The organism is Streptomyces syringium (assembly GCF_017876625.1).
GTDB classification, from domain to species: Bacteria; Actinomycetota; Actinomycetes; order Streptomycetales; family Streptomycetaceae; genus Streptomyces; species Streptomyces syringius.
Window position 1 is genome coordinate 7,404,534 of the sequence record NZ_JAGIOH010000001.1, and the last position, 21,079, is coordinate 7,425,612.

General features: G+C 71.9%; 14 protein-coding genes. 8 read left to right on the top strand and 6 right to left on the bottom strand.

What is annotated here, in order from left to right; all coding sequences use genetic code 11:
• Nucleotides 1–110 precede the first annotated feature (110 nt).
• Together JO379_RS31600 and JO379_RS31605 are read right to left on the bottom strand one after the other, a co-directional pair.
• On the bottom strand, nt 111–1,190 hold the full coding sequence (locus JO379_RS31600) for an alpha/beta hydrolase (protein ID WP_209518175.1): 1,080 nt from the start codon (nt 1,188–1,190) through the stop codon (nt 111–113).
• Nucleotides 1,191–1,484: 294 nt separating this feature from the next.
• Nucleotides 1,485–2,693: a Gfo/Idh/MocA family protein gene (locus tag JO379_RS31605; RefSeq protein WP_130880438.1), complete on the bottom strand. Its 1,209-nt coding sequence runs from the start codon at nt 2,691–2,693 to the stop codon at nt 1,485–1,487.
• A 356-nt stretch (nt 2,694–3,049) separates the two neighbouring features.
• Here JO379_RS31605 and JO379_RS31610 point away from each other — a divergent pair, with 356 nt between their 5' ends.
• From JO379_RS31610 to JO379_RS31620, 3 genes are all read left to right on the top strand, one after another.
• Nucleotides 3,050–5,824, top strand: a complete 2,775-nt coding sequence (locus JO379_RS31610) for a helix-turn-helix transcriptional regulator (RefSeq protein WP_209518177.1) — start codon at nt 3,050–3,052, stop codon at nt 5,822–5,824.
• 110 nt (nt 5,825–5,934) lie between these two features.
• Nucleotides 5,935–6,870: a serine hydrolase gene (locus JO379_RS31615; protein WP_130880440.1), complete on the top strand. Its 936-nt coding sequence runs from the start codon at nt 5,935–5,937 to the stop codon at nt 6,868–6,870.
• A gap of 214 nt (nt 6,871–7,084) precedes the next feature.
• Nucleotides 7,085–7,831: a putative GNAT family N-acetyltransferase gene (locus JO379_RS31620; protein ID WP_209518179.1), complete on the top strand. Its 747-nt coding sequence runs from the start codon at nt 7,085–7,087 to the stop codon at nt 7,829–7,831.
• 9 nt (nt 7,832–7,840) lie between these two features.
• Here JO379_RS31620 and JO379_RS31625 read toward each other — a convergent pair whose 3' ends face one another.
• On the bottom strand, nt 7,841–8,737 hold the full coding sequence (locus JO379_RS31625) for a LysR substrate-binding domain-containing protein (protein ID WP_130880442.1): 897 nt from the start codon (nt 8,735–8,737) through the stop codon (nt 7,841–7,843).
• A gap of 100 nt (nt 8,738–8,837) precedes the next feature.
• On the opposite strand from JO379_RS31625, the gene JO379_RS31630 reads away from it, so the two are divergent.
• Complete coding sequence (locus tag JO379_RS31630; RefSeq protein ID WP_209518181.1) at nt 8,838–10,034, top strand: diaminopropionate ammonia-lyase; 1,197 nt, start codon at nt 8,838–8,840, stop codon at nt 10,032–10,034.
• Nucleotides 10,035–10,084: 50 nt separating this feature from the next.
• Here JO379_RS31630 and JO379_RS31635 read toward each other — a convergent pair whose 3' ends face one another.
• The gene (locus JO379_RS31635) at nt 10,085–10,750 is read right to left on the bottom strand and encodes a hypothetical protein (RefSeq protein WP_209518183.1); all 666 of its coding nucleotides are present in this window, start codon (nt 10,748–10,750) and stop codon (nt 10,085–10,087) included.
• A 177-nt stretch (nt 10,751–10,927) separates the two neighbouring features.
• Between JO379_RS31635 and JO379_RS31640 the strand changes: the two genes are divergently transcribed.
• The 4 genes from JO379_RS31640 (at nt 10,928) to JO379_RS31655 (ending at nt 18,319) form a co-directional block, all read left to right on the top strand.
• Complete coding sequence (locus JO379_RS31640) at nt 10,928–12,445, top strand: hypothetical protein (protein ID WP_245381603.1); 1,518 nt, start codon at nt 10,928–10,930, stop codon at nt 12,443–12,445.
• Nucleotides 12,446–12,564: 119 nt separating this feature from the next.
• Nucleotides 12,565–14,340 (top strand): MFS transporter, encoded by a 1,776-nt coding sequence (locus tag JO379_RS31645; RefSeq protein ID WP_245381604.1) that lies wholly within the window; start codon nt 12,565–12,567, stop codon nt 14,338–14,340.
• A 167-nt stretch (nt 14,341–14,507) separates the two neighbouring features.
• On the top strand, nt 14,508–15,749 hold the full coding sequence (locus JO379_RS31650; RefSeq protein WP_209518185.1) for a serine hydrolase domain-containing protein: 1,242 nt from the start codon (nt 14,508–14,510) through the stop codon (nt 15,747–15,749).
• Between the two features lie 296 nt (nt 15,750–16,045).
• The gene (locus tag JO379_RS31655) at nt 16,046–18,319 is read left to right on the top strand and encodes a DUF5005 domain-containing protein (RefSeq protein ID WP_209518188.1); all 2,274 of its coding nucleotides are present in this window, start codon (nt 16,046–16,048) and stop codon (nt 18,317–18,319) included.
• Here JO379_RS31655 and JO379_RS31660 read toward each other — a convergent pair.
• Nucleotides 18,297–18,788, bottom strand: a complete 492-nt coding sequence (locus tag JO379_RS31660; protein WP_130880447.1) for a hypothetical protein — start codon at nt 18,786–18,788, stop codon at nt 18,297–18,299. The genes JO379_RS31655 and JO379_RS31660 overlap by 23 nt on opposite strands.
• Nucleotides 18,789–18,893: 105 nt before the next feature.
• On the bottom strand, nt 18,894–21,077 hold the full coding sequence (locus JO379_RS31665; protein WP_209518190.1) for a heavy metal translocating P-type ATPase: 2,184 nt from the start codon (nt 21,075–21,077) through the stop codon (nt 18,894–18,896).
• Nucleotides 21,078–21,079 lie beyond the last annotated feature (2 nt).

Genomic DNA, 21,079 nt, shown 5'->3' on the forward strand with positions numbered 1-21,079 from the left:
CCGTACGAGGACGGGGAACGCCCAGGACACGTTCACCAGGACGGGCGCGGCGGCGGAACTCCCTGCGCCCACCGGGCTCGGCGGCTGACCCCGCGCCCGGCGCCCGGCGGCTACGGCGAAGGGGTCGGGCCCTGCATGTGCTCGCTGATGTACTGGAGCGGCCCCTGGCCCAGGCTCGGGACGTAGCTGCGGGCGCTGTGCTTGCCGCCCTCGATCACCCGGAGGCTGGTGTGGACCGGGCCCTTTTCGTACCGGGCCTGGAACTTCCTGATGTCCTTCAGACGCTTGACCGGTTCCTTGGTGCCGACCTGGAAGGCCAGGTAGACGTCCGGGCCCTTCCTGTCGATCAGCTTCTGGGCCAGCTTCTCCGGGTTGTTCTCCTGCTTCTCCTTCTCGTGACCGGCCCACAGCGGGGAGTCCGGCACGATGTCCGGGCCGGACGCGATCACGGCCTTGAAGCGGTCCGGGTACTTCAGGACCGACTTCAGGCTCGCGAAGCCGCCGGAGGAGGAGCCCATGAACGCCCAGCCGTCGCGTGACTTCAGGGTCCGGAAGTTCTGCTTGACCAGGTCCGGGACGTCCTCGGTCAGCCAGGTGCCCATCTTCGCCTGGCCGGGGATGTCACTGCCGTCGTAGTAGCGCTTCTCGTCGGGGTTCAGCACCGGCATGACGAGGATGAAGGGCAGGCTCTTGCCTTCCTTCGACCACTTGGCGATGGAGGACTGGAGCTTGCGTTTCGTCTGTTTCCAGTAGTTGGTCGGGTAGCCGGGGCCGCCGGGCAGGGCGATCATGACGGGGAAGCCGCTCCGGGCGTACTTCTTGTCGTGCAGGTACTGATCGGGCGCCCACACCCAGACGTCGCCGGTGAAACCGGACTTCTTGCCGCGCAGGGTCGTCCTTGCGATCTTCGTGCCGTCGTCGACGGTGTCGTCGATCGTGAAGGTCCGCTCGGGCCCGGTCGGCATCAGCGTGTCGGCGTTCACCTTTCCAGGGTCCCCATGGGACTGCCCCCGGGCGAAGCTGATCGGGTCGCCCTTGTCGGTGAACGGAGGGATGTCGAAGTGATCGAGCACGGGCCAGGCGACCAGCCCGAGGGTGGCGACGGAGGCCACGGCGATGATCCAACGTCTGGCGCGGAAGCGCGGGCGGCGGCCCTGCGGCGGCTGTGGGCCGTCGGGCGAGTGGGTCATCACATCACTCCGGATGATGGTGCTGCCCCGAAGGACATGAGCGGGTGTTCCGCCCATGTTGATGATCAAGCCCGCGCCGAGGTTCCGAGTTTTTCACGTGGCGATCGCCACTAAATCTTTGAAAACACTTCCTGAAACCGGATCATGCCGTCAAAAGCACGGGGACACCACCGTATGGCACCTCATGCCGAAACCCACCATGACCAGGCCGGGACCACGCGTGTCAGGAGCGGCGCCACCGGCGCCGGCGCACCTTGCTCCAGACCGGCCCGCCGGGGCGCCATGCTGCCGCTCTCATCGACGTCCGGGCGCGGCGAAGAGTTCCCCGCGCCACCGGCCGGCCGGTGGCGGCACGGGGGAGGGGACGGTACGCATCAAGCGCAGGTTCTCGCCGGCCGCGCGGTCGACGCGCACGGTCGCACCCGTACGGGCCGCCTCGTACACGGCGAGCGCGGTGCGCAGCGCCTCGCGACCGGCCGGGCCGTCGACGGCCGGGGGCCGGCCGTCGGCCACCGCGTCGCAGAAGTCCAGCAGTTGCTCCCCGTGCGGGCCGCGCAGCAGACCACAGCTGTCGCGTTCCTGCCCGGCCGCGGCCCCGGCCGGGCGGCGGAGATCGGCCTGGTTGCCCGCCCCGTACGCCCCTTCCGCGAGGCTGCCCGGCTCACCGAGGGTGTCCGTCTCCGCGTCCGCGGCGTGGAAGTAGACGAGCTCGTCGTTGTCGATGACGGCCGAGCCCCGGTCGCCGTGCACCGCCAGCCGCGTCGTACGGCCGGGGAAGGCGGCCGTGGTGGTGAGCAGGGACGTCAGCGCGCCGCTCGCGTGGCGCAGGCTGGCGGTGACCACGTCCTCGACGCCGATGCCGGTGTGGCCGAGCAGCGCGGTGTGGGCCTTGACCTCCACGACGGGGCCGAGCAGCCACTGGACGAGGTCGAGGGAGTGCACCCCCTGGTTGATCAGGGCTCCGCCACCGTCCAGTGCCAGGGTGCCGCGCCAGCCGTCCGACGCGTAGTAGGAGCGGCCGTGCCACAGCGGGACCTCCACCGATGCCGAGGTCGGCGTGCCGAGCTCACCGGCTTCGAGGGCGTCCCGCACGATGCGCGAGGCGAGGTCGAACCGGCGCTGGCTCATGACGGCGAGCACCCGGTCCGCCTGCCGGGCGGCCTCGATCAGCTGGTCCGCGGCCCGCACCGACACATCGATGGGCTTCTCCACCATCACGTGCTTGCCCGCGGCGAGGGCCGCCCTGCCCAGCTCGGCGTGCAGCCCGCTGGGGGTGCACACCGACACCGCGTCGATGTCGTCGCGCGCCAGCAGCGACGCCACGTCCGTCGACACGCAGCCGGTCTCGGCCGCGGCCTGCCGGGCGCCGGCACTGTCCCGGGACGAGGAGGCCATCGCCACCAGCCGCGCGCGTCCGGCCAGCGGTGGATAAGAGGTCAGGACCCGTGCCTGCAGACGCCCCATGACGCCGCATCCGATGATGCCGAAGCGCAGCTCGCTCACGCGACTTCTCCTGTCATGGCCCTGTTATCGGCCCTGTGGTGCGCCGTGGTCCCGCGTCCCTCCGGGGGAGGGGACGTACCGGACGGCTCCCGCCGGGTCCGGACGGGGGGTGTGTTGGGGGGTTCCGGACAGCCGGTCCGACATGCGCTGTCGGACCGGCGGTAACCCGGCAGGAGCCGTGCCCGCAGTATCGACCGGCCAGCCGGCGGACCGCATCTGACACATGACCTGCGGCGGACAGGGAACGCGGACCCCTCGATGATCGTCATGACCAGTGACGCGGGCATTGTGCACGAGCGCGGACGCTCGGGCATCAGTCGCGCGACTGGTGAACTGACGAAGGGAGCCCCGATCTCATGGTCCTGGGGCGGGAGCGGGAACGGAACGAGCTGGCTGCCCTGCTCGACGACGCGCGCGAGGGGCGCAGCCGTGCCCTGGTGGTGCGCGGCCCGGCCGGCATTGGCAAGAGCACGCTTCTCGACGACCTGGTGGGCGCCGCGCAGCCGGATGTGCGGGTGCTGCGCGCGGTCGGCGTCGAGAGCGAGGTCGAGCTGCCCTTCGCCGGGCTGCACCAGGTGCTGCGGCCGCTGCTGCCCGGTCTGGAGCGGCTCCCGGCGCCACAGGCGGGGGCGCTGCGCGCGGTGTTCGGCCTGGAGACCACCTCGGCCGACCGGTTCCTGGTGGCCCTGGCCGTGCTGACGCTGCTGTCGGACGCCTGCGAGGAGGCGCCGGCGCTGGTGCTCGTCGACGACGCGCACTGGCTGGACCCGGCGTCCGCCGAGGCCCTGGTCTTCGTGGCCCGGCGGCTCGAGGCGGAGGGCCTGGCCATGGTCTTCGCCGTACGCACCGGTGCCGGCCGCTTCGACGCCCCCGGCGTCCCCGACCTGCACCTCGGGCCGCTCCCCGCCGAAGTGGCCGAACGGCTGCTGGAGCGCTCGGCGCCGGAAGCGGTCCGCTCGGTGCGGCTGCGGCTGCTGAGCGAGGCGGGCGGCAACCCCCTCGCCCTGCGCGAACTGCCCGCCGCCCTGGACCCCGACCAGCTCAGCGGCAGCGCCGCGCTCCCCGAGTGCCTCCCGCTCAACGACCGGCTGCAGCAGATCTACCACAGCCGCCGGGCGGAACTCCCGGCCCGCTACAGCGAGGTGCTCCTGCTCGCGGCCGTCGAGAACGACGGGGACCTCGCCGCGATACTCCGCGCCGGGGGCGACCCGGACGCCGCGATCGCCGGGCTGTCCGCCGCGGCCGCGGCCGGACTGATCGACCTCGGCGAGCAGCGGGTGCTCTTCACCCATCCGCTGATCCGCTCCGCCACCTACCAGGCGGCCTCCCTCACCGAACGCCGTGCCGCGCACCTCGCGCTGGCCCACGCCATGGACGAGGAGGACGAACGACGGGTCTGGCACCTGGCGGCCGCCACCATCGGTACGGACGACACGGTCGCCGGCCTCATGGCCACGCTCGCCGACCGCTCCCGCCGGGCCGGCGGCGCGACCACCGCCAGCCGCGCGCTGCGCCGCGCCGCCGCTCTCGCCTCCTCACCCCGGGTCCGGGCCCGGTGGCTGATCGACGCCGCCGAGTGCGCCTGGACCGCCGCGGAACCCTCGCAGGCCACGGCGCTGCTCGACGAAGCGGAATCCCTGACCTCGACGGCGGAGCTACGGGCCCGCTCCGCCCAGGTGCGCGGTGCCATCACCCATGCCAGCAGCGACCCGGCCATCGCCTGCCGCACGCTGATGGACGGCGCCCGCCTCGTCCTGGAGAGCGACGCGCTGCTCGCCGGGGAGATGCTGGTGATGGCCGCCCGCTCCGCGTGGGTGGCGAACACCCCGCGCCAACTGGGCGAGATAGCCGCGCTCCTCGACCGCAGCGACCGCGCCACCAGCGGGGTGAGCGACCACTTCATGGCACAGCTGCGCTGGCTGCGCAGTCTCGCGCCGGAGGAGACGCCGACCGCCGTCCCGTGGAGCCACACCCCCCAGGCGTCCGCCGCACGGGTCCCGGCGTGGCTGTCCTCCACGGACCCCAAACCCTGGGTGTGGCCCCCGGTCTTCCTGCCGCACATGACGGGCGACACCGCCACCACGCTCGACGCCTACCAACGTGCCGTCGATACGTTGCGCAGGAACGGCGCGGTGGGCGCCCTGCCGATGTCCGTCGCCCCGCTCGTCGCGCTGCAGCTCATCACCGGCCAGTGGACCGTGGCCGCCGCGAACGGCGCGGAGGCGCTGTTCCTCGCCGACGAGACCGGCCAGCTCGGGGCCGCTTCCCATCTGCGCGCCATGCTCGCCTGGATCGCCGCCGCCCGCGGTGACAGCGAGCGCTGCCGGGAGCTCGCCGCGGAATCCCTGGCGATCTCCGTGCCGCGGCGTATCGCCTCCTCGATCGCCGTCTCGCACTGGGCGCTCGGGCTCAACGCGCTCGCCGAGCGCAAGGCCCCCACCGCGGCCCGGCTGCTGCGCGAGGTCGTCACCCCCGGCGCCCCCGCCGAACACTTCATGATGGGCTGGCTCGTCCTGCCGGACCTCGTCGAGGCGTCCCTGCGCGCCGGGCAGGTGGAGGAGGCACGCCGGGCGCTCAAGGAGTTCGAGTACCGGGCGATCCCCGCGCGGCTGCCGGAACTGCGGGGCACGTGGCTGCGGTGCCGCGCCCTCCTCGCGGCGGACGACGAGGCGGACGCCCTGTTCGGCGCGGCCCTGGACGCCCCCGCCGCGTCGGCCTTCGACACCGGCCGCACCCACCTGCTGTACGGCGAGTGGCTGCGCCGGGTGCGCCGCATCAAGGACGCCCGGGAGCACCTGCACCAGGCCGTGTCCTCCTTCTCCCTGGTCGGGGCCGAGCCGTGGGCGGACTCGGCACGGCACGAACTGCGCGCGGCGGGCGAGCTGTTGGAGGAACCCGGCACCGACACGGGCGAGGCGTGGAGCGCGCTGACGCCCCGCGAGCGGCAGATCGTCCGCCTCGTCGCCCAGGGCATGAGCAACAGCGATATCGCGGCACAGCTGTTCCTCAGCCCGCGCACCGTGGGCTACCACCTCTACAAGGTCTTCCCCAAGCTCGGTCTGACCTCGCGCAGTCAGCTGCACGGGCGGAGCGTGCCCCCCGGCGGGCGGTCCGTCGGCCCGGCGTTGTGACCAACACCGCGTTCCCGCTCGCGCACCCGGTCGCCCCGGCCGGTGGATCATGTGGGTCGGAGCGCACCAGGGGGGTGCGCTCCGACCGATAGAGGGGACTGCGTACGTTCATGACACGACACCGAATACCCACGCCTGCCCGTGGCGCCCTGTCCGCCGCTCTGGCCGTGGGCGTGCTCGTGCCGCCGGTCGTCGGCGCGGCACCGGCCACCGCCGCGACCGGGCAGGTGAGCTGTGTCTCGGACAAGGCCGGGCTCGCCGCCAAGCTCTCCAAGGACATCACCGCGGCACTGAAAGGCCGGTCCGCCACCACCGCGGTGTCCCTGCGCGACCAGGGCACGAACACCGTCTGCACCCTGCGCGAGGCCGACCGGTTCGACTCCGCGAGCACGGTGAAGGTGACCGTCCTCGCCGCCCTGCTGTGGGACGCGAAGAAGACGGAACGACGCCTGACCGAGCGCGAGTCCGACCTCGCCACCGCCATGATCACCAAGTCCGACAACGACGCCACGAGCGCGCTGTGGAAGCAGCTCGGCGCGGCCAAGGTCAAGGCGTTCCTCAAGGCCGCGGGGATGAGCCGGACCGTGCCCGGTGACGGCGGCTACTGGGGTCTCACCCAGATCACCGCGGGTGACGAGCAGAAGCTGATGGACCATCTGGTGCCCCGTCCCGGCGGGAAGTCGGTGCTGAGCGAGGCCGCACGCGCGTACGTCCTCAAGCTGATGGGGAAGGTCATACCGTCCCAGCGCTGGGGCACCTCGGCCGGAGCGCCGAGTTCGGTGAAGATCCAGGTGAAGAACGGCTGGCTGTCCCGCGCGACGCACGGCTGGCGCGTCCACAGCCTCGGAGCCTTCACCGGCGGCGGCCGCAACTACACCATGACGGTGCTCACGCACGACAACCGCACGATGGACGACGGCGTCGCCACGATCCAGGCCGTCGCCAGGGCGGTCCACAAGAACCTCAACCCGGCCACGCTCAAGGCGACCGGCCTCTACACCCCGACCGGCAACCCGCAGGAGGTCATGCCGCCGCTGCCGCGGTAGCCTGCCCGGCGGTTTTGCGTTGTGTCCTCAATCGCCGGACGGGCTGGTTGGACTGAGCTCAGCCACTCAAGCCCGTCCGGCGTTTGAGGACAGCCCACGCCCGGGAAAACGTATTGATCACCGCGAGCCCGCGTGATTGGCTTCGGCGTCATGGCGCGGTGGCAGGCCGACGGGCCGTCAGGCCGCCGCCGAGGCACCCCGGAAAGACACGACCATGACGCTGAAGATCACCACGGCCGCGCAGCGCCCCGAGCTCCTGGAGCCGCTCTGGGCGATGCCCGACACCTGGCCCGAGTACGTCCAGAACGACCCCATCGGCTGGGCCCACTTCGCCCGCATCCCCGCGGTCTTCCCCGATTTCGTGCTCATCGCCACCGATGACGGCGGCGAGGTGGTCGCCCGTGCCTTCAGCGTTCCCTTCGCCCTGAACGTGAGCGGCCGCCACGGTCTGCCGGCCGCCGGGTGGGACCAGATATTGCTGTGGGCGTTCTCCGACCACCGCAAGTCCGTACGTCCCGACACCGTCAGCGCCATCGACATCACGGTCCGGCCCGACCACCTCGGCCGAGGCCTGTCGGCGACGATGCTCGCCGCGCTCCGCGACAACGCCGGCGCCGCGGGCTTCGCCGAACTCGTCGCCCCCGTACGGCCCACGGGCAAGAGCGCCCACCCGCGGCTGCCGATGGCCGAGTACGCGGCGCTCACCCGTCCCGACGGCCTTCCCGTCGACCCGTGGCTGCGCACCCACGTCCGCGCCGGTGGCGCCATCGACTCCATCGCCCCCACCTCGATGACCGTCCCCGGCACCCTCGCCCAGTGGCGCACCTGGACCGGGCTGCCCTTCGACACCCGAGGGCCCGTCGACGTGCCCGGCGCCCTCACGCCCGTGCACTGCGAACCCGACCACGACTACGCCGTGAGCGTCGAACCCAACGTCTGGGTACGGCACAGCCTGGTCTGACCCGGGCCGTCAGCCGTCGCACGCCGCCCGGTCGAGGTCCCGCGCCGCCCGCGCGAGGGCCTCGCGGCAGGCGAGCACGGCCGGGTGCCGGCTGCTGCCGCAGCGCACCACCGTGAACAGCCTGCGCGACCGGCGGCCGCCGGGGAGCTCCAGCAGGGGTACGGTCGGCTTCCGCCCGCACCACAGGAGGTCGGGGAGGAGGGCCGCGGCGTGCCCCTGCTCGACGAGCCGCAGATGCAGCAGCATGTCCGTGGACTCATAGCGCACATCGGGTTCCCAGCCGGCGTCGCGGCACAGGGCCATCGCCCACCGGCGGGCCGGTGTGCCCTCCGGTTCCATGACCCAGGGCCGGCCGGACGGACCCTCCCCGGCCCCTGCGGGCAGTGCCAGGCGCAGGGTGTCCCGGCTCAGGTCCACCTCCTCCAGCTCGGGGTGGCGCGGGTGCGGGTGCCCCGGGTACTCCTCCGCGATCACCAGATCGAAGTCCCGCGCGCGCAGCGCCGGCAGCGCCGCCTCCGGCTCGGCCTCGGTGACGTGCACCCGCAGGGCGGGGTGCGCGGTGCGCAGCAGAGTCAGCGTGGGCGGGATCAGGGTCAGCGCCGCGGTCTGGAACGCCGCCAGGCGCAGCGTGCCGGTGAGGCCGGTCAGCGAGCCGGCCACCTCGGCCCGGGCCTGTTCGAGCCGTTCCAGCACGGCCTCGGTGTGGGCGACGAGGATCTCGCCCTGCTCGGTGAGCCGTACCCGGCGGCCGACGGGCTCCAGGAGCGGCACGCCGACCTCCTTCTCCAGGACCGACAGCTGCTGGGAGACCGACGAAGGGCTGTACGAGAGTGCCGCGGCGACGGCGGCCAGGGTGCCCCGGTGCTTGAGCTCACGCAACAGCCGGAGCCGGTGCAGGTCGAACATGATCGATCGGACCCTCTCGCTATCGTTCGGCTTTTCCGATGATTATTGATCGAAAAGCTTCGCTCGACCGACGGGCGGTGGCCGGGGCACCGTTGTGATCATGCACAGCGATACTTCTTCCCGCCCTGCCCCGCACCCGGCCGACCCGCGGGCCACCCGTCCAGGGCCCCGGCACGGTGCCGCGTGGTACGCGCACCCCGCCGCCCGCTCGTGGACCTGCCCGCCCGCCGCTCACGCCGGCCCCGCCGTGCACGGCTTCCACGCCTCCCTCCCGGGGTACGCCCCGACCCCGCTGACCGAAGTCCCCGCGCTCGCGGCGGAACTCGGCGTCGGCCGGCTCTTCGTCAAGGACGAGTCGGCCCGTCTGGGGCTGCCCGCCTTCAAGGTGCTGGGCGCCTCCTGGGCGGTCCACCGGGCCGTGTCCGCGTACCTCGGCCGACCGGCCCCCGCGACCTTCGACGCGCTGCGGGCCCACCTCGCGGGCGGATCCCCGGTACGGCTGCTGACCGCGACCGACGGGAACCACGGCCGCGCCGTGGCGTACCTCGCGCGGCTGCTCGGACTGGCGGCCCGGATCTTCGTGCCCGACGGGGTGCACCCCACGGCCGTGGCCGCCATCGCCGCCGAGGGCGCCGAGGTGGTCCGGGTGCCCGGCGGCTACGACGCCGCCGTGCTGCGCGCCCGCGAGAACGCGACGGGCCCGGCGGACATCGTCGTCCAGGACACCGCATGGCCCGGCTACGAGCGGATCCCCGGCTGGGTGGTCGAGGGGTACGCCACCTTGTTCGCCGAAGTGGACGAGCAACTGCGCGCGGCGTCCGCCGGGCCGCTCGGCGTGCTGGCGGTCCCCGTCGGGGTGGGCTCGCTCGCCCAGGCCGCCGTCGTCCACCACCGGTCCGGGGCCGGCGGCCGGGCACCGGCCCTGCTGACGGTCGAACCCGACACCGCCGCCGGACTGCTGGAGAGCCTCACCGCAGGGGCCCTGCGCACGGTGCCGACCGGCACCACGATCATGGCGGGGCTCAACTGCGGTACGCCGTCCTCCCTCGCCTGGCCGTATCTGCTGCGCGGCGTGGACGCGGCGATCGCCGTCGACGACGCCGCCACCGCCCGCGCCGCCTCGGACCTCGGCGGCCTGGGCGTCCCGGCCGGTCCCTGCGGGGCCGCCTCCCTGGCCGGGCTGCGCGCCGCCCTCACCGGCGACGGCGCGGGCGCCCGCCGGGCGGCCCTGGCCGCCGACCGCGACAGCACGGTCGTCCTGCTGAGCACCGAGGGCAAGGACGCCAACCAGCACTGACGGGGCGGACGGCCGCAGCGCCCGGCCGCCTTTCCCGACGCGCGGGGCGGCTACGCCCCCTCGACGGGCAGGGGAGCGCCATGCCACTGCCAGGGCGGGGTGACGCGCGGCAGACCCGGCAGCTCCGCGCGGCTGCTCGCCCACAGCAGGGTGCGCCAACGATCGGTGTCCACCGGAGCGTCGGGGAACAGCCGGTCCAGCACCCGGCCGCACAGATCGGCCGGGGGGTTCCAGCCGACGCCCAGCCCCTCGGCGACGTCGTGCGTGTGCAGCAAGGTCTCCACGACGCCCATGGCGGCGAAGCCCTCCGGGTCCGAGATCCCGAAGACGTGGTACGCGCGGACCTCGGGGGACGCCGTCCGCACCATGGCCACCAGCAGGGCGCCGGAGGCCTCCAGCACCCGCAGCAGCCCGGCGGGCCCGGCGGCCGGATCGGCGACGATCACATTGGCCGGGGCGCCCGGCCGCTGCCGCGTCCACAGGAACGGCACCTCGCCGTCCAACGCCGGTTCCTCGGGCCCCAACTGGGCGGCATAGGCGAACAGATCGTCGCTGAGGTGCTCGACCGTCTCCCAGCAGTCCCAGTCCAGGGAGCCGGCCTTGGCCTTCCAGTCCGCAGCGGGCGCACCGCGCAGCGCGGTCACCGCCAACCGGACGGCCAGGCGCACATCGTCCGCGGTGACGGGCTCTCGTGGGTGACCATGCGTTTCCGACATGACGCGACCGTACCAACAGCCACGGACACCCCTTCGGTGATCGGTTGTTCGAGCGGGAGGTGCAGGGGTGCCGGGATGTGGCGCCTCAGCGGTGGAACGGCCCGTTCGGGGAGCGACGTTCCGCCGACTGCCCCTCCCGGCGCGCGCCGCCGCCCCCCGTGCCGGAACGTGGCGCCCATGCGGTCAGCGCGCCTCACCCCCGGCCCCCGGGCCACGGCAGCGCCGGAGCACCACGTACCCGGCGCGAGACCCCTGCCGTGGCTCGCGGGTCTCGCCGCCGTCTACACCCTCGCCCAGCTGGTCCTCGTCACGCCCGGCCTCGGCCTCGGGTGGGACGAGACGGTGTACCTCAGCCAGGTCAGCCCGCAGGCTCCCGCCGCCTTCTTCAGCGCGCCCCGCGCCCGGGGCATCACCTTCCTCGTCGCGCCCGTGGCCGCCCTGACGACCTCCACCGCCGTCCTCCGCGTCTGTCTGGCCCTCGCCTCGGGCGGCGGGCTGCTGCTGTCGCTGTGGGTCTGGCGGCGGCTGCTCCCGCTGCCGGTCCTCGTGTCGGCGGGGGCCGTGTTCAGCGGCCTGTGGATCACCCTCCTCTACGGGCCGCAGGTCATGCCCAACCTCTGGGTCGCCTACGGCGCGCTCCTCGCCACGGGCTGCTTCCTGCGCGTCGTCCGCGCACCCGGCGGAACGGCCGACCGGCGCGCGCTCCTCGGCCTGGCCGCCGGGGTCGCCTTCACCGCGCTCATGCGGCCCGGTGACGCGCTGGCACTGGTGGCGCCGCTCGCCGTGGCGGCCCTGTGCGTACGGTCCTGGCGACGGCCGGCGGTCCTGCTCGCGCTCGTCGCCGGCGCCGCCCTCGGCAGCGCGCAATGGATCGTCGAGGCATACCTCCACTACGGCGGCCTCGCCGCACGGGTGCACCGGGCGGGGGAGATCCAGGGCGGCATCACCGCGCACCTCGCCGTCGGCGACCAACTGCGCGCCCTGGAGGGGCGCACACTGTGCCGCCCGTGCGAGGTGCCCTGGCGCCACCCGGTGACCGCCTTGTGGTGGTTCGCCATCGTGCCGCTCACCGCGGGCGGCCTCCTCGCCGCCGCCCGCACCCGCCGGCTGGCCGTCTTCCTCCTGCCGGCCGTCGTCGGCCTGGCCCTCGCCGTCCCGTACCAGTTCATCGGCTACGCCGCGCCCAGGTTCCTGCTCCCGTCCTACGCGCTGTTGTCCCTGCCCGTCGCCCTGGGCCTGCTCGGCGTGGTGACCGCCGCCCGACCGCGCGCGCTCGCCGCCGCGGCGCTCGCCCTCGCCCTGTCCGCGCACTTCGCCGTCCAGTACGTCGTCCTGCACCAGGCCGTCTCCCGCGGCCACGCCATCCGCGAGGCCGTGGACGGCGTCGCGGCGCAACTGCGCCGCCAGGGCGTCCGCGCGCCGTGTGTCGTCACCGGGGCCGAGGCGGTACGGGTCGCCTTCCGGGCCGGGTGCGAGTCCCGCCAGATCGGGGGCCACGACGGCAGCATCACCCTGCCGGAACTCCTGGCCGCGGCCGAGAGCCGGCCGGTGGTGCTGCTGGTGGGCGGCGGCCAGCCGGTGCCCGCGTACGCCCGTGACTGGCGGGTGCAGCCCCTGCCGCGGCTGTCCGGGCTGGCGGGCTACCGCGCCTACCTGTCCCCGACGCCCGTGGGGCCGGGGCGCGCGTCGCGCTGATGTGACGGAGGGGCCGTCCGGACGCGGGCTAGATCGACTGGTAGCGGGTCCGGACCGGGCTTACATTCGGTGGAGTGGGCCGCGAGGTCCACCGACCCTGTCGCAAGGCACGATGCGCCATGACGACCTCTCAGCCGAGAGCAACGAACGCCCCGGTCCGGTCGCGGGCCGGGACCTCGAAGCAGGGCGGCGGGAACGGCATCGCTCTTCTCGTCATCGCCTCCTGTCAGCTGATGGTGGTCCTGGACATCACCATCGTGAACATTGCGCTGCCGCACATCCAGAGCTCGCTGAACTTCTCCACCACGAGCCTCTCCTGGGTGATCAACGCCTATACGCTCACCTTCGGCGGTCTGCTGCTCCTCGGCGGCCGGGCCGGTGACATCCTCGGCCGCCGCCGTGTGTTCATCTTCGGCGTGCTGCTGTTCGTCCTCGCCTCACTGCTCGGCGGCCTGGCACAGAACTCCGGTCAGCTCCTCGCCGCCCGTGCGCTGCAGGGGGTGGGCGGCGCCATCGCCTCGCCGACGTCGCTCGCGCTGATCACCACCACGTTCACCGAGGGCCCGGCCCGCAACCGGGCGTTCGGTGTCTTCGCCGCGGTCTCCGCCGGAGGCGGTGCGATCGGTCTGCTGGCAGGCGGGTTGCTCGTCGAATGGCTGGACTGGCGCTGGATCTTCTACGTGAATGTGCCGATCGGGCTCGCCATCGCCCTCGCCACGCCCCGGCACATCAAGGAGTCCGAGCGCCACCCGGGCCGGTTCGACCTCGTGGGGGCGCTGACCTCCACCCTCGGCATGGCCCTGCTCGTCTACGGCTTCATCCGGGCGGCACAGGACGGTTGGCGGGATGCGATCACGCTCGCGTCGTTCGGCGCGGCGGTGGTGCTGCTGGTGGTGTTCATCCAGATCGAGCGGCGCTCGAAGCAGCCGATCACCCCGCTGAAGATGTTCGCCGACCGCAACCGCGCGGGCACCTACGGGATCATGCTGAGCCTCGCCGCCGCGATCTTCGGCATGTTCTTCTTCCTCACGCTCTTCGTGCAGAACGTGCTGGGCTTCAGTCCGCTCCAGGCCGGGCTGGCCTTCCTGCCCGTCAGCGCGGTGATCGCGGTGGGCGCGGGAACGGCCTCCCAACTGCTGCCGAAGTACGGCCCGAAGCCCTTCATGGTGCTCGGCGCGATCCTGGCCGCGGCCGGGCTGTCCTGGCTGACGCTGACGGACATCCACTCCACGTACCTGGGCAGCGTCCTCGGCCCCATGCTCGTCTTCGGCCTCGGCATGGGCATGGAGTTCGTCTCGCTGACACTGATGGCCGTCTCCGGGGTGGCGACCCATGAGACGGGCGCGGCGTCGGGTCTGCTCAACGCCACCCAGCAGGTGGGCGGTTCGCTGGGGCTGTCCATCCTCGTCACCGTCTTCGGCACGGCCAGCCGCGACGAGGCGAAGGAGCAACTGCCGCGGTTCCTCGCCCGGGCCACCCCGGCGGAGCGCGCGCGTTTCGAGGAGACCGGCCAGCTCCCACCGCCCTGGGGGAGCCAGGTGCTCACCTCGGGTGTCTCGGCCGCGTTCATCGTCGCGGCGGCGTTCACGGTGGCCGCCGCGGTGATCGCCCTGCTGGCCATCCAAGTGCGTCCGTCGGACCTGGAGAATCTGCAGGGCAACTCCGGCCCCGCCGCGATGGCGGCACCGGCCCCGGCACAACCGGCCGCGCCGACTGCTTCCGGTGCCGCCACCCGGCCCGGCACGAGGGAACCGGGACGACGCCCCGCAAGCCCCCTGTCCGGTCCCCGGCGTTACCTCGTGGCGGGCGCCGTCGTGACCGTGGCCCTTGTCCTGCTCGCCGTCCTCTACGCGGAGCGCAAGAAGACCCAGGCGCGTCACGCCGGGTCGTCCTGACCGCGCACCCCGGGTGGATTTCTCCGCCCGGGGATCCGTCAGGGGTCTCTCGGGGTCGGGTCAGGGCCGTTCCCCGATGGCGGGACGATCATGAACGGGGAGACTCGGCCGGGTGAGTCGGCGTCAGCGGCGCGGCTCGCTCCGATCGACCCTCCCTGGAGAGCAGCATGAGCAGTTCCACGCCCCGCACGACGCGGTGGTCCGCCCTCGCCCTGTCCGTCCTCGCGGTCACGGCCACCGTGGGCGGGGCCACCGGCCCCGCCCACGCCGCGTCGCCGGCGGGCCCGCCGGCTTCCGCACCCGCCGTGCGAGCGCCCCTGGACACCAGGGCCCTGCGTGAGGCGATCACCATCCGCCCCGGCGACCAGGCGGCCGGCGCCATGGCCCGGGTCCACCGATCCGGGCACGAGTGGAGCGGTGCGTCAGGGGACACGCACACGGGCAAGCGGATATCCGACCGCGCCCACTTCAGGATCGGCAGCATCTCCAAGACCTTCGAAGCGGTGGTGCTGCTGCAGCTCTCCGCCGAGGGCCGGGTGGACCTCGACGGGACGGTGCAGCACTACCTCCCGGGCCTGCTGCCGGACACCTTCCAGCCGGTCACCGTCCGCCAACTGCTCGATCACACCAGCGGTCTGCCGAGCGACTTCGAGGGCGCACCGGCACCGACCGGCGACGAGCAGATCGCCACCCGCTTCGACTACTTCACCTTCGACCAGGTCATCCAGGGCACCCTGCGCCCCAAGGGCAGGGCCTGGCCCGGTCCGCACTTCGCGCCCGGCACCCAGCAGGAGTACAACTCCTTCGGCTACCGCGTCGCCGGAAAACTCATCGAACACCTCACCGGCCACTCCCTGAAGCGCGAGATCACCGACCGGGTCCTGACCCCGCTGCGCATGCGGCACACCTCGGTCCCGGCGGGCAACGCGACGCTGCCCCGCCCCTATCTGCCCGGCTATCTGCCCACCAGCAAGGGCGAGTTCGTCGACGTCAACGAGCAGGGCGGCAACCCCTCGCAGATGATCTCCACGACGGCGGACCTCGACCGTTTCATGACGGCCCTCTTCACGGGCCGGCTGCTGCGCCCCGCCCAGACGGCCGAGCTGCGTGCCCTTCCCCGCGACGCGGACGGCAAGCTCCTGCCGTACGCAAACGGTTCCAACTGCAACACCGGACCGGACAAGGGCTCCGCCTGCTTCAGTGTCGCGCTGATGTCCTTCCCGCTGCCCGACGGCACGCTCCTGTGGGGCAAGACCGGCCACGACCCCGGTTACGCCAGCGGTGTCTTCGCCTCCGCCGACCTGAGCCGCCGCGCCGTCTACGCCGTGGGCACCGACTCCTTCGGCGACGGCGCGGCCCCCAGGATCTCGGGCCGTCTGGCGGCCGCCGCGTTCGGCTCGAACGGGTAGGGCGGACCTCATTCGATCATGCTCATGATCTAGCGGGTGGTGTGCGGCCCTGTTAGGTTGCCTTCCCGGAATATCCCCCGTGGTCACCCAGGCCAGGAGGCGCAGTGAGGCGTGTCGCAAGGGGAGCGCGTTGGAAACGCGTGGTCGGTGGCATCGTGTGCATGGCAGTGTTGCCCCTGTCTTTGGGCAACGCACCGGCTCCGAATGCCCGAACAACGAGTGATTCCCCAGGTGCGAGTCCGGCGGCGAAAGCTTCGCCCTCCCCTCCGCCCGTTTCGCTTGATGTCGACGGCCCGGTGGCATTGACCGGACGGTCCAGTGATGGCACATCGCTGGAGGGCGCGCGGTTCAGCGTATGGGCGGGAGCGAACCAGGACGTACTCGGAGCGCTGAAGCCGGGTGACGCGGTCCCCCGGTTCAAGCTTCCCCGGAGCGCGGTGACGATGGAGGGCGATGAGTTCGCCGTCGTGCTGCGGCGCAGCGACCTGAAGAAGGAATACGTCTCGGACGGCGACATCGTCCAACTCGAGGTCGAGATCTACGACCCGAAGCGCGATCGGCTGGCCGTGACGGGGGGCTCTGTCCGCTCGCGCGGAGCAGGCGAAACCGGCATCCCCTGGGCGGATCCCCTTCAGGCGCCATCCGGCGCCTCTCGCTCGCGTTCCGCGGCGAAGCCGACTCCCGTACTGCTCGATGTGCGCTTCGCGGAAGCTCCATCGGGAATGCGGTCGGGCGCGGCAGACGTTCCACCGCCCTGCTACCTGAAGCAGTTCCTGAAGCAGGCGAAAGCCTGGGCGGACATCGGCGAAACCTACCCCGTGGACGACGGTGGCGGGGGAATGAAGTTCAACGACGAGGCGAAAGCGACCTACGAAGCCGCAGTGAAAATCGGCGATTGGACCGCCTCCGGATCCAAGACCTTCTCCAGCGGCAGAACCATGGAATGGCCGGCGTCCGGGATCGGGGCCGGTGCCAACGCCGGAAAACCGAGAAAGTACCAGGTCGAGCTGGAATACATGCTCTATTCCTGTCAGAACTCGGGAGGCCTGGAGCTCTACCAGGGGTGGGACCCGGTCCGGCACACCGGCGGCAACCGCGACGAGTCCGTGACGCGCCCCGCGTGGATCGGCAGCGACATGGACCACTGCACCCAGGTGAGCTCGCCGAACTGGAGCAGGTTCGACGAAGCGGGTGGATCGGTAGGACTCGCCTGGGAAGGCGAGCACGGGGTGGGATCCAAGGACGCCCTGGACATCGGGATCGACCTCAGCGTGAAACGGGAGTGGTCGACCAAGTCCGAGATCATGTACAGCATGACGGCAGGGGCGAACTGGCTGTGCGGCAAGGACGACGTTCCCGGCCATGCCAGCAAGATCGCCCAGTACTCCAAGGTAGTCCTCAAGACATGCGAAAACCGCCAGTTCCCCGTGGCGAAGCAGGTCGAGGCCAAGGCGGCTCCGGAGAAAACTTTTCTCGACTACGCGAAGACGACTCCCAACGGATGGACCGGGGGTGACTCGACGTATTCGGTGAGAATGCCGGACGGCCGGATCCTGTGGATGTTCTCCGATACGTTCCTCGGGCCACTGAACTCCGACGGCACACGGCCGACCAGCGCACCGTTGGTGAACAGTTCCTTCGTGATCCAGAACGGAAGCCAACTGCAGACCGTGACCGGCGGGACCGCCGGCATTCCGCGCGCGATCATGCCGCCTCCTGGCGGCGATACCTCCCGCTGGTACTGGCTGGGTGACGGGATGATCGCCGACGTCGACGGCAAGGACCGCCTGCAGGTCATCTTCCATCAATGGCACCGATACGGCAGCGGCGCGTGGGACTTCAGGCTCGAGCGCATGGTCGTGGCCACCTTCGAGCTCGGCAATCTCAAGTCCCCGGTATCGGTGCAAGAAGTTCCGTCCGCCAATTCCGGCGTGCAGTGGGGTGCTGCCGTACTTCCCGCATCAAAGAGCGGCGACGATTACACGTACATCTACGGGATCGAGGACGCACCCACCAACAAGCAGCTGCGAGTCGCGCGCGTCAAGGGCAGCGACCTGTCCAAGGTGGACCGGTGGATGTTCCTCAACAACGACCGGCAGGCTTGGATGACCAAGGAAGCCGAAGGCGACAACATCATGGGCGGTGTCGCCAACGAATTCAGCGTCACCAAATGGAACGACGAGTACGTGCTGGTCAGCCAGGACAGCACCGAGGCGTTCAGCTCGAAGATCCGACTCTGGAGCAGCTGCCAGCCGCAAGGATCCTTCAGCTTCACCGACGGGAAGGACGTGATCTACCGGATGCCCGAGGTCGGCCTCTGGGGGAGTTACGGGGACAAGAACGTCTTCGCCTACAACGCCCATGTGCATCCGACCCTGGCCTCGGGGGACCGCTGGACGCTGTCCTACAACGTCAACAGCTTCGATACGACCGTCGGAGCCTCCGGCGCGCACTACAAGGACCCCAGCATCTACAAGCCGAGGTTCGTCTCCTTCACCCTCGCACCGAGCGCCGCATTGCGGTCCGCACCGCAGGCGGTAGGGAAACCTAGTCGAACGTCTCGAAGGTGACGACTGCGGTGTCTTCCCCTTCCCAGCGGACGTCCACCTTCACCCTGCTGGCCTGAAGGCTGCCCGTCGGCCTGAGGATTTCCAGGGCGAGCCCTTCCTTCCGTTCCACCACGCTGCCGGATCCCGCCCCGTCCGGCGGATACCGCTCTCCGTCCAGCGAAGCGAGCCAGGGGCGGGCATCGGCGCGTGCCATGCGGAAGGTGCCCGACTGGGTGTGGCCCGCAAGGCCGCCGCTGAGCTCGGTGCACCGTTGGTCGCTCGCAGGGTCGGGAAGCACCCAGCCCATGGCATACATGGCCTCCGAGCAGGCCATCGGGCGTTCCTGAAAGCCCTCAACGGTGTCCTCGCCCCCGGTGAAGGCGTACGTCAGGCCGCCCAAGGCCGCAGCCGCGGCCAGGGCGATGAGCCACGGCGCCTTGCGGCGCTTCGGGCGAGGTGCGGGCGCTGGGATCTCCGTTGCTATATGCACCGAACAAGTATGGCCCAAGCGGCACGACCGCACCTCAAGCCGGCGGATACAAGACCGACTTGACGCTGACAGGGTGGGCCGGCCACTGTGGCCGCCACGCCGGCGTCAGTGCACCCGGTGGTCCTCCAGGGGCGCCGCCGTCAGCGGGCCGTGGGGCTCCCGGGGCAGGTGCGGGGTGTGGTTGACCAGCCGGGCGGAGTTGCCGACCACGGCGATGCTGCTGGTGTTGTGCAACAGGGCGGCGAGCACCGGGTTCATCGAGCCACCGGCTCCGGCGAGCAGACCGACGAGGTTGACGCCGATCGCGAGACCGTAGTTCTGCCGTACCACGCGCAGCGTGTGGCGGCTGAGTTCGACGACGGCGGCGACCTGGCGCAGATCGTTGCCCGCCAGGGCGATGTCGGCGGTCTCCAGCGCCACGTGCGAGGAGTGCTCGCCCATGGTGATGCCGACATCGGCCAGCGCGAGGGCCGGGGCGTCGTTCGTGCCGTCGCCCACCATCGCCACCGTGTGGCCTTCGGCCTGCAGGTCCCGGATCAGCTGCAGCTTGCCCTCCGGGAGAGCGTGCGCGTGCACCTCCGTGATGCCGAGGGTGTCCGCGACGACCTGCGCGGTCTCCGGCGCGTCACCGGTCAGCAGCACCAGACGCGCGACACCGAGGTCCCGCAGCTGGCGGATGACGGTATCGGCCCCGGCGCGCACCGCGTCCGACACCCCGAGAATGCCGATGAGATCCTCGTCATGGGCCAGGCAGATGACGGTCTCGCCGCCACCGCGCAGCCGATCGGTCCAGCCCCGGGCGTTCTCGGTCAGCTCCACGCCGTGCCGGCGCAGCAGGGCCGGGCTGCCGATCAGCAGCCGGGTGCCGTCCAGTTCCGCCCGCATGCCCATGCCGAGCACGACCTCGCAGGCCTGGTGAATGGGGACCTGGAGGTGCTGCTCCTCGGTGTGCGCGACGATGGCCTGGGCCAGCGGGTGCCGGGCGTGCAGTTCACCGGAGGCGGCCAGGCTCAGGACGTCGTCGGCGGTGAACCGCTCGCTGAGGGTGACCACGCTGGTGACCAGCGGCCGCCCGAAGGTGAGCGTGCCCGTCTTGTCGAAGACCACCGCCGTGACCCGGCCGATGCCCTCCAGGTGGGTGCCGCCCTTGATGAGGGTGCCGCGGCGGGCGCCGTTGCCGATGGCGGCGCTGATCGCGGTCGGCGTGGCCAGGCCCGCCGCGCACGGACACGCGATCAGCAGCATGGTCATCGCGCGGCGCGCGTCACGGGTGACGAGATAGGTGAGTCCCGCCAGAGCGAAGGAGACGGGCACGAACCGCTGGGTGAAGCGGGTGGCCACGGTCTGGATCGGCGCCCGGTCCGCCTGGGCCTCCTCGACCCGGCTGATGATCCGGCCCACCGTGGTGTCCCGCCCCACCGACGTGGCACGGACGGTGAGCGAACCGGACGTGAGGATGGTGCCCGCGTAGACGGGGGATCCGGCCCGGATGTAGACGGGCAGCGCCTCGCCCGTGATCGCCGCCTGGTCCACCAGCGCCTCACCGGTCACGGCGTGCCCGTCGACGGGGATCCTGTGGTGTTCGTACACGGCCACCACGTCGCCCGGCTCGACGTCCTCCAGCGCCGTCTCGACCTCGGTGCCCTCCCGTACGAGCCAGACGCGCTCCTCGCCGACGGTGAGCAGCTCCTCGATGGCCCGCCGGGTGCGGCGCAGCGTCAAGGTCTGGAGGAACTCACCGATGTTCAGCAGCCACAGCACGGTCAGGGCCACGACGTTCTCCCGCAGCACCAGCGAGATGATCGTGGCGGCCGTGACCAAGGTGTCCGTGCCCGGGGAGCGGTGACCGCGCAGCGCCCGCAAGGCGCCCCGGAAGAACGGCAGCCCCGTGAAGACGGTGACCACCCCGGCGAATCCGGAGGAGCCGAAGGCCACCCGTGGCCGGCGCAGCAGCCGGCGCAGCGCGATGAACGTGAGCACGGCCCCGCCCACCACCAGCCGGGCGACCTCGCCGGTGGAGGAGTCGGGCATCGAACGCGTGGGCCTGGCGGGCGCGGACGCGGGCGGCGCCTCCTCGAGCGCGGCGACCAGCCGGTCCACGTCCAGGTCGTCGGGGGCCACCCAGATCACGACGCTGCCGGTACGGGGGAAGACCCGCAGAGCGCGGAATCCGCTGATCCCGGTCAGCCGCTCGTCCACCTGTCCGGCACTGCCGGGCCGGGCCCGCAGCCAGGGAACGGTCAGCCGGGCACGGCCGCCGGCGACGGAGCGTACGACCACCGCGGACATGA

Excerpts from the sequence above, each read along its gene's own strand:
- JO379_RS31650 (WP_209518185.1), top strand. The coding sequence starts at position 14,508 with ATGAGCAGTTCCACGCCCCGCACGACGCGGTGGTCCGCCCTCGCCCTG.
- JO379_RS31610 (WP_209518177.1), top strand. The coding sequence starts at position 3,050 with ATGGTCCTGGGGCGGGAGCGGGAACGGAACGAGCTGGCTGCCCTGCTC.
- JO379_RS31625 (WP_130880442.1), bottom strand. The coding sequence starts at position 8,737 with ATGTTCGACCTGCACCGGCTCCGGCTGTTGCGTGAGCTCAAGCACCGG.
- JO379_RS31600 (WP_209518175.1), bottom strand. The coding sequence starts at position 1,190 with ATGACCCACTCGCCCGACGGCCCACAGCCGCCGCAGGGCCGCCGCCCG.
- JO379_RS31665 (WP_209518190.1), bottom strand. The coding sequence starts at position 21,077 with ATGTCCGCGGTGGTCGTACGCTCCGTCGCCGGCGGCCGTGCCCGGCTG.
- JO379_RS31620 (WP_209518179.1), top strand. The coding sequence starts at position 7,085 with ATGACGCTGAAGATCACCACGGCCGCGCAGCGCCCCGAGCTCCTGGAG.
- JO379_RS31635 (WP_209518183.1), bottom strand. The coding sequence starts at position 10,750 with ATGTCGGAAACGCATGGTCACCCACGAGAGCCCGTCACCGCGGACGAT.
- JO379_RS31630 (WP_209518181.1), top strand. The coding sequence starts at position 8,838 with ATGCACAGCGATACTTCTTCCCGCCCTGCCCCGCACCCGGCCGACCCG.
- JO379_RS31640 (WP_245381603.1), top strand. The coding sequence starts at position 10,928 with ATGCGGTCAGCGCGCCTCACCCCCGGCCCCCGGGCCACGGCAGCGCCG.
- JO379_RS31615 (WP_130880440.1), top strand. The coding sequence starts at position 5,935 with ATGACACGACACCGAATACCCACGCCTGCCCGTGGCGCCCTGTCCGCC.
- JO379_RS31645 (WP_245381604.1), top strand. The coding sequence starts at position 12,565 with ATGACGACCTCTCAGCCGAGAGCAACGAACGCCCCGGTCCGGTCGCGG.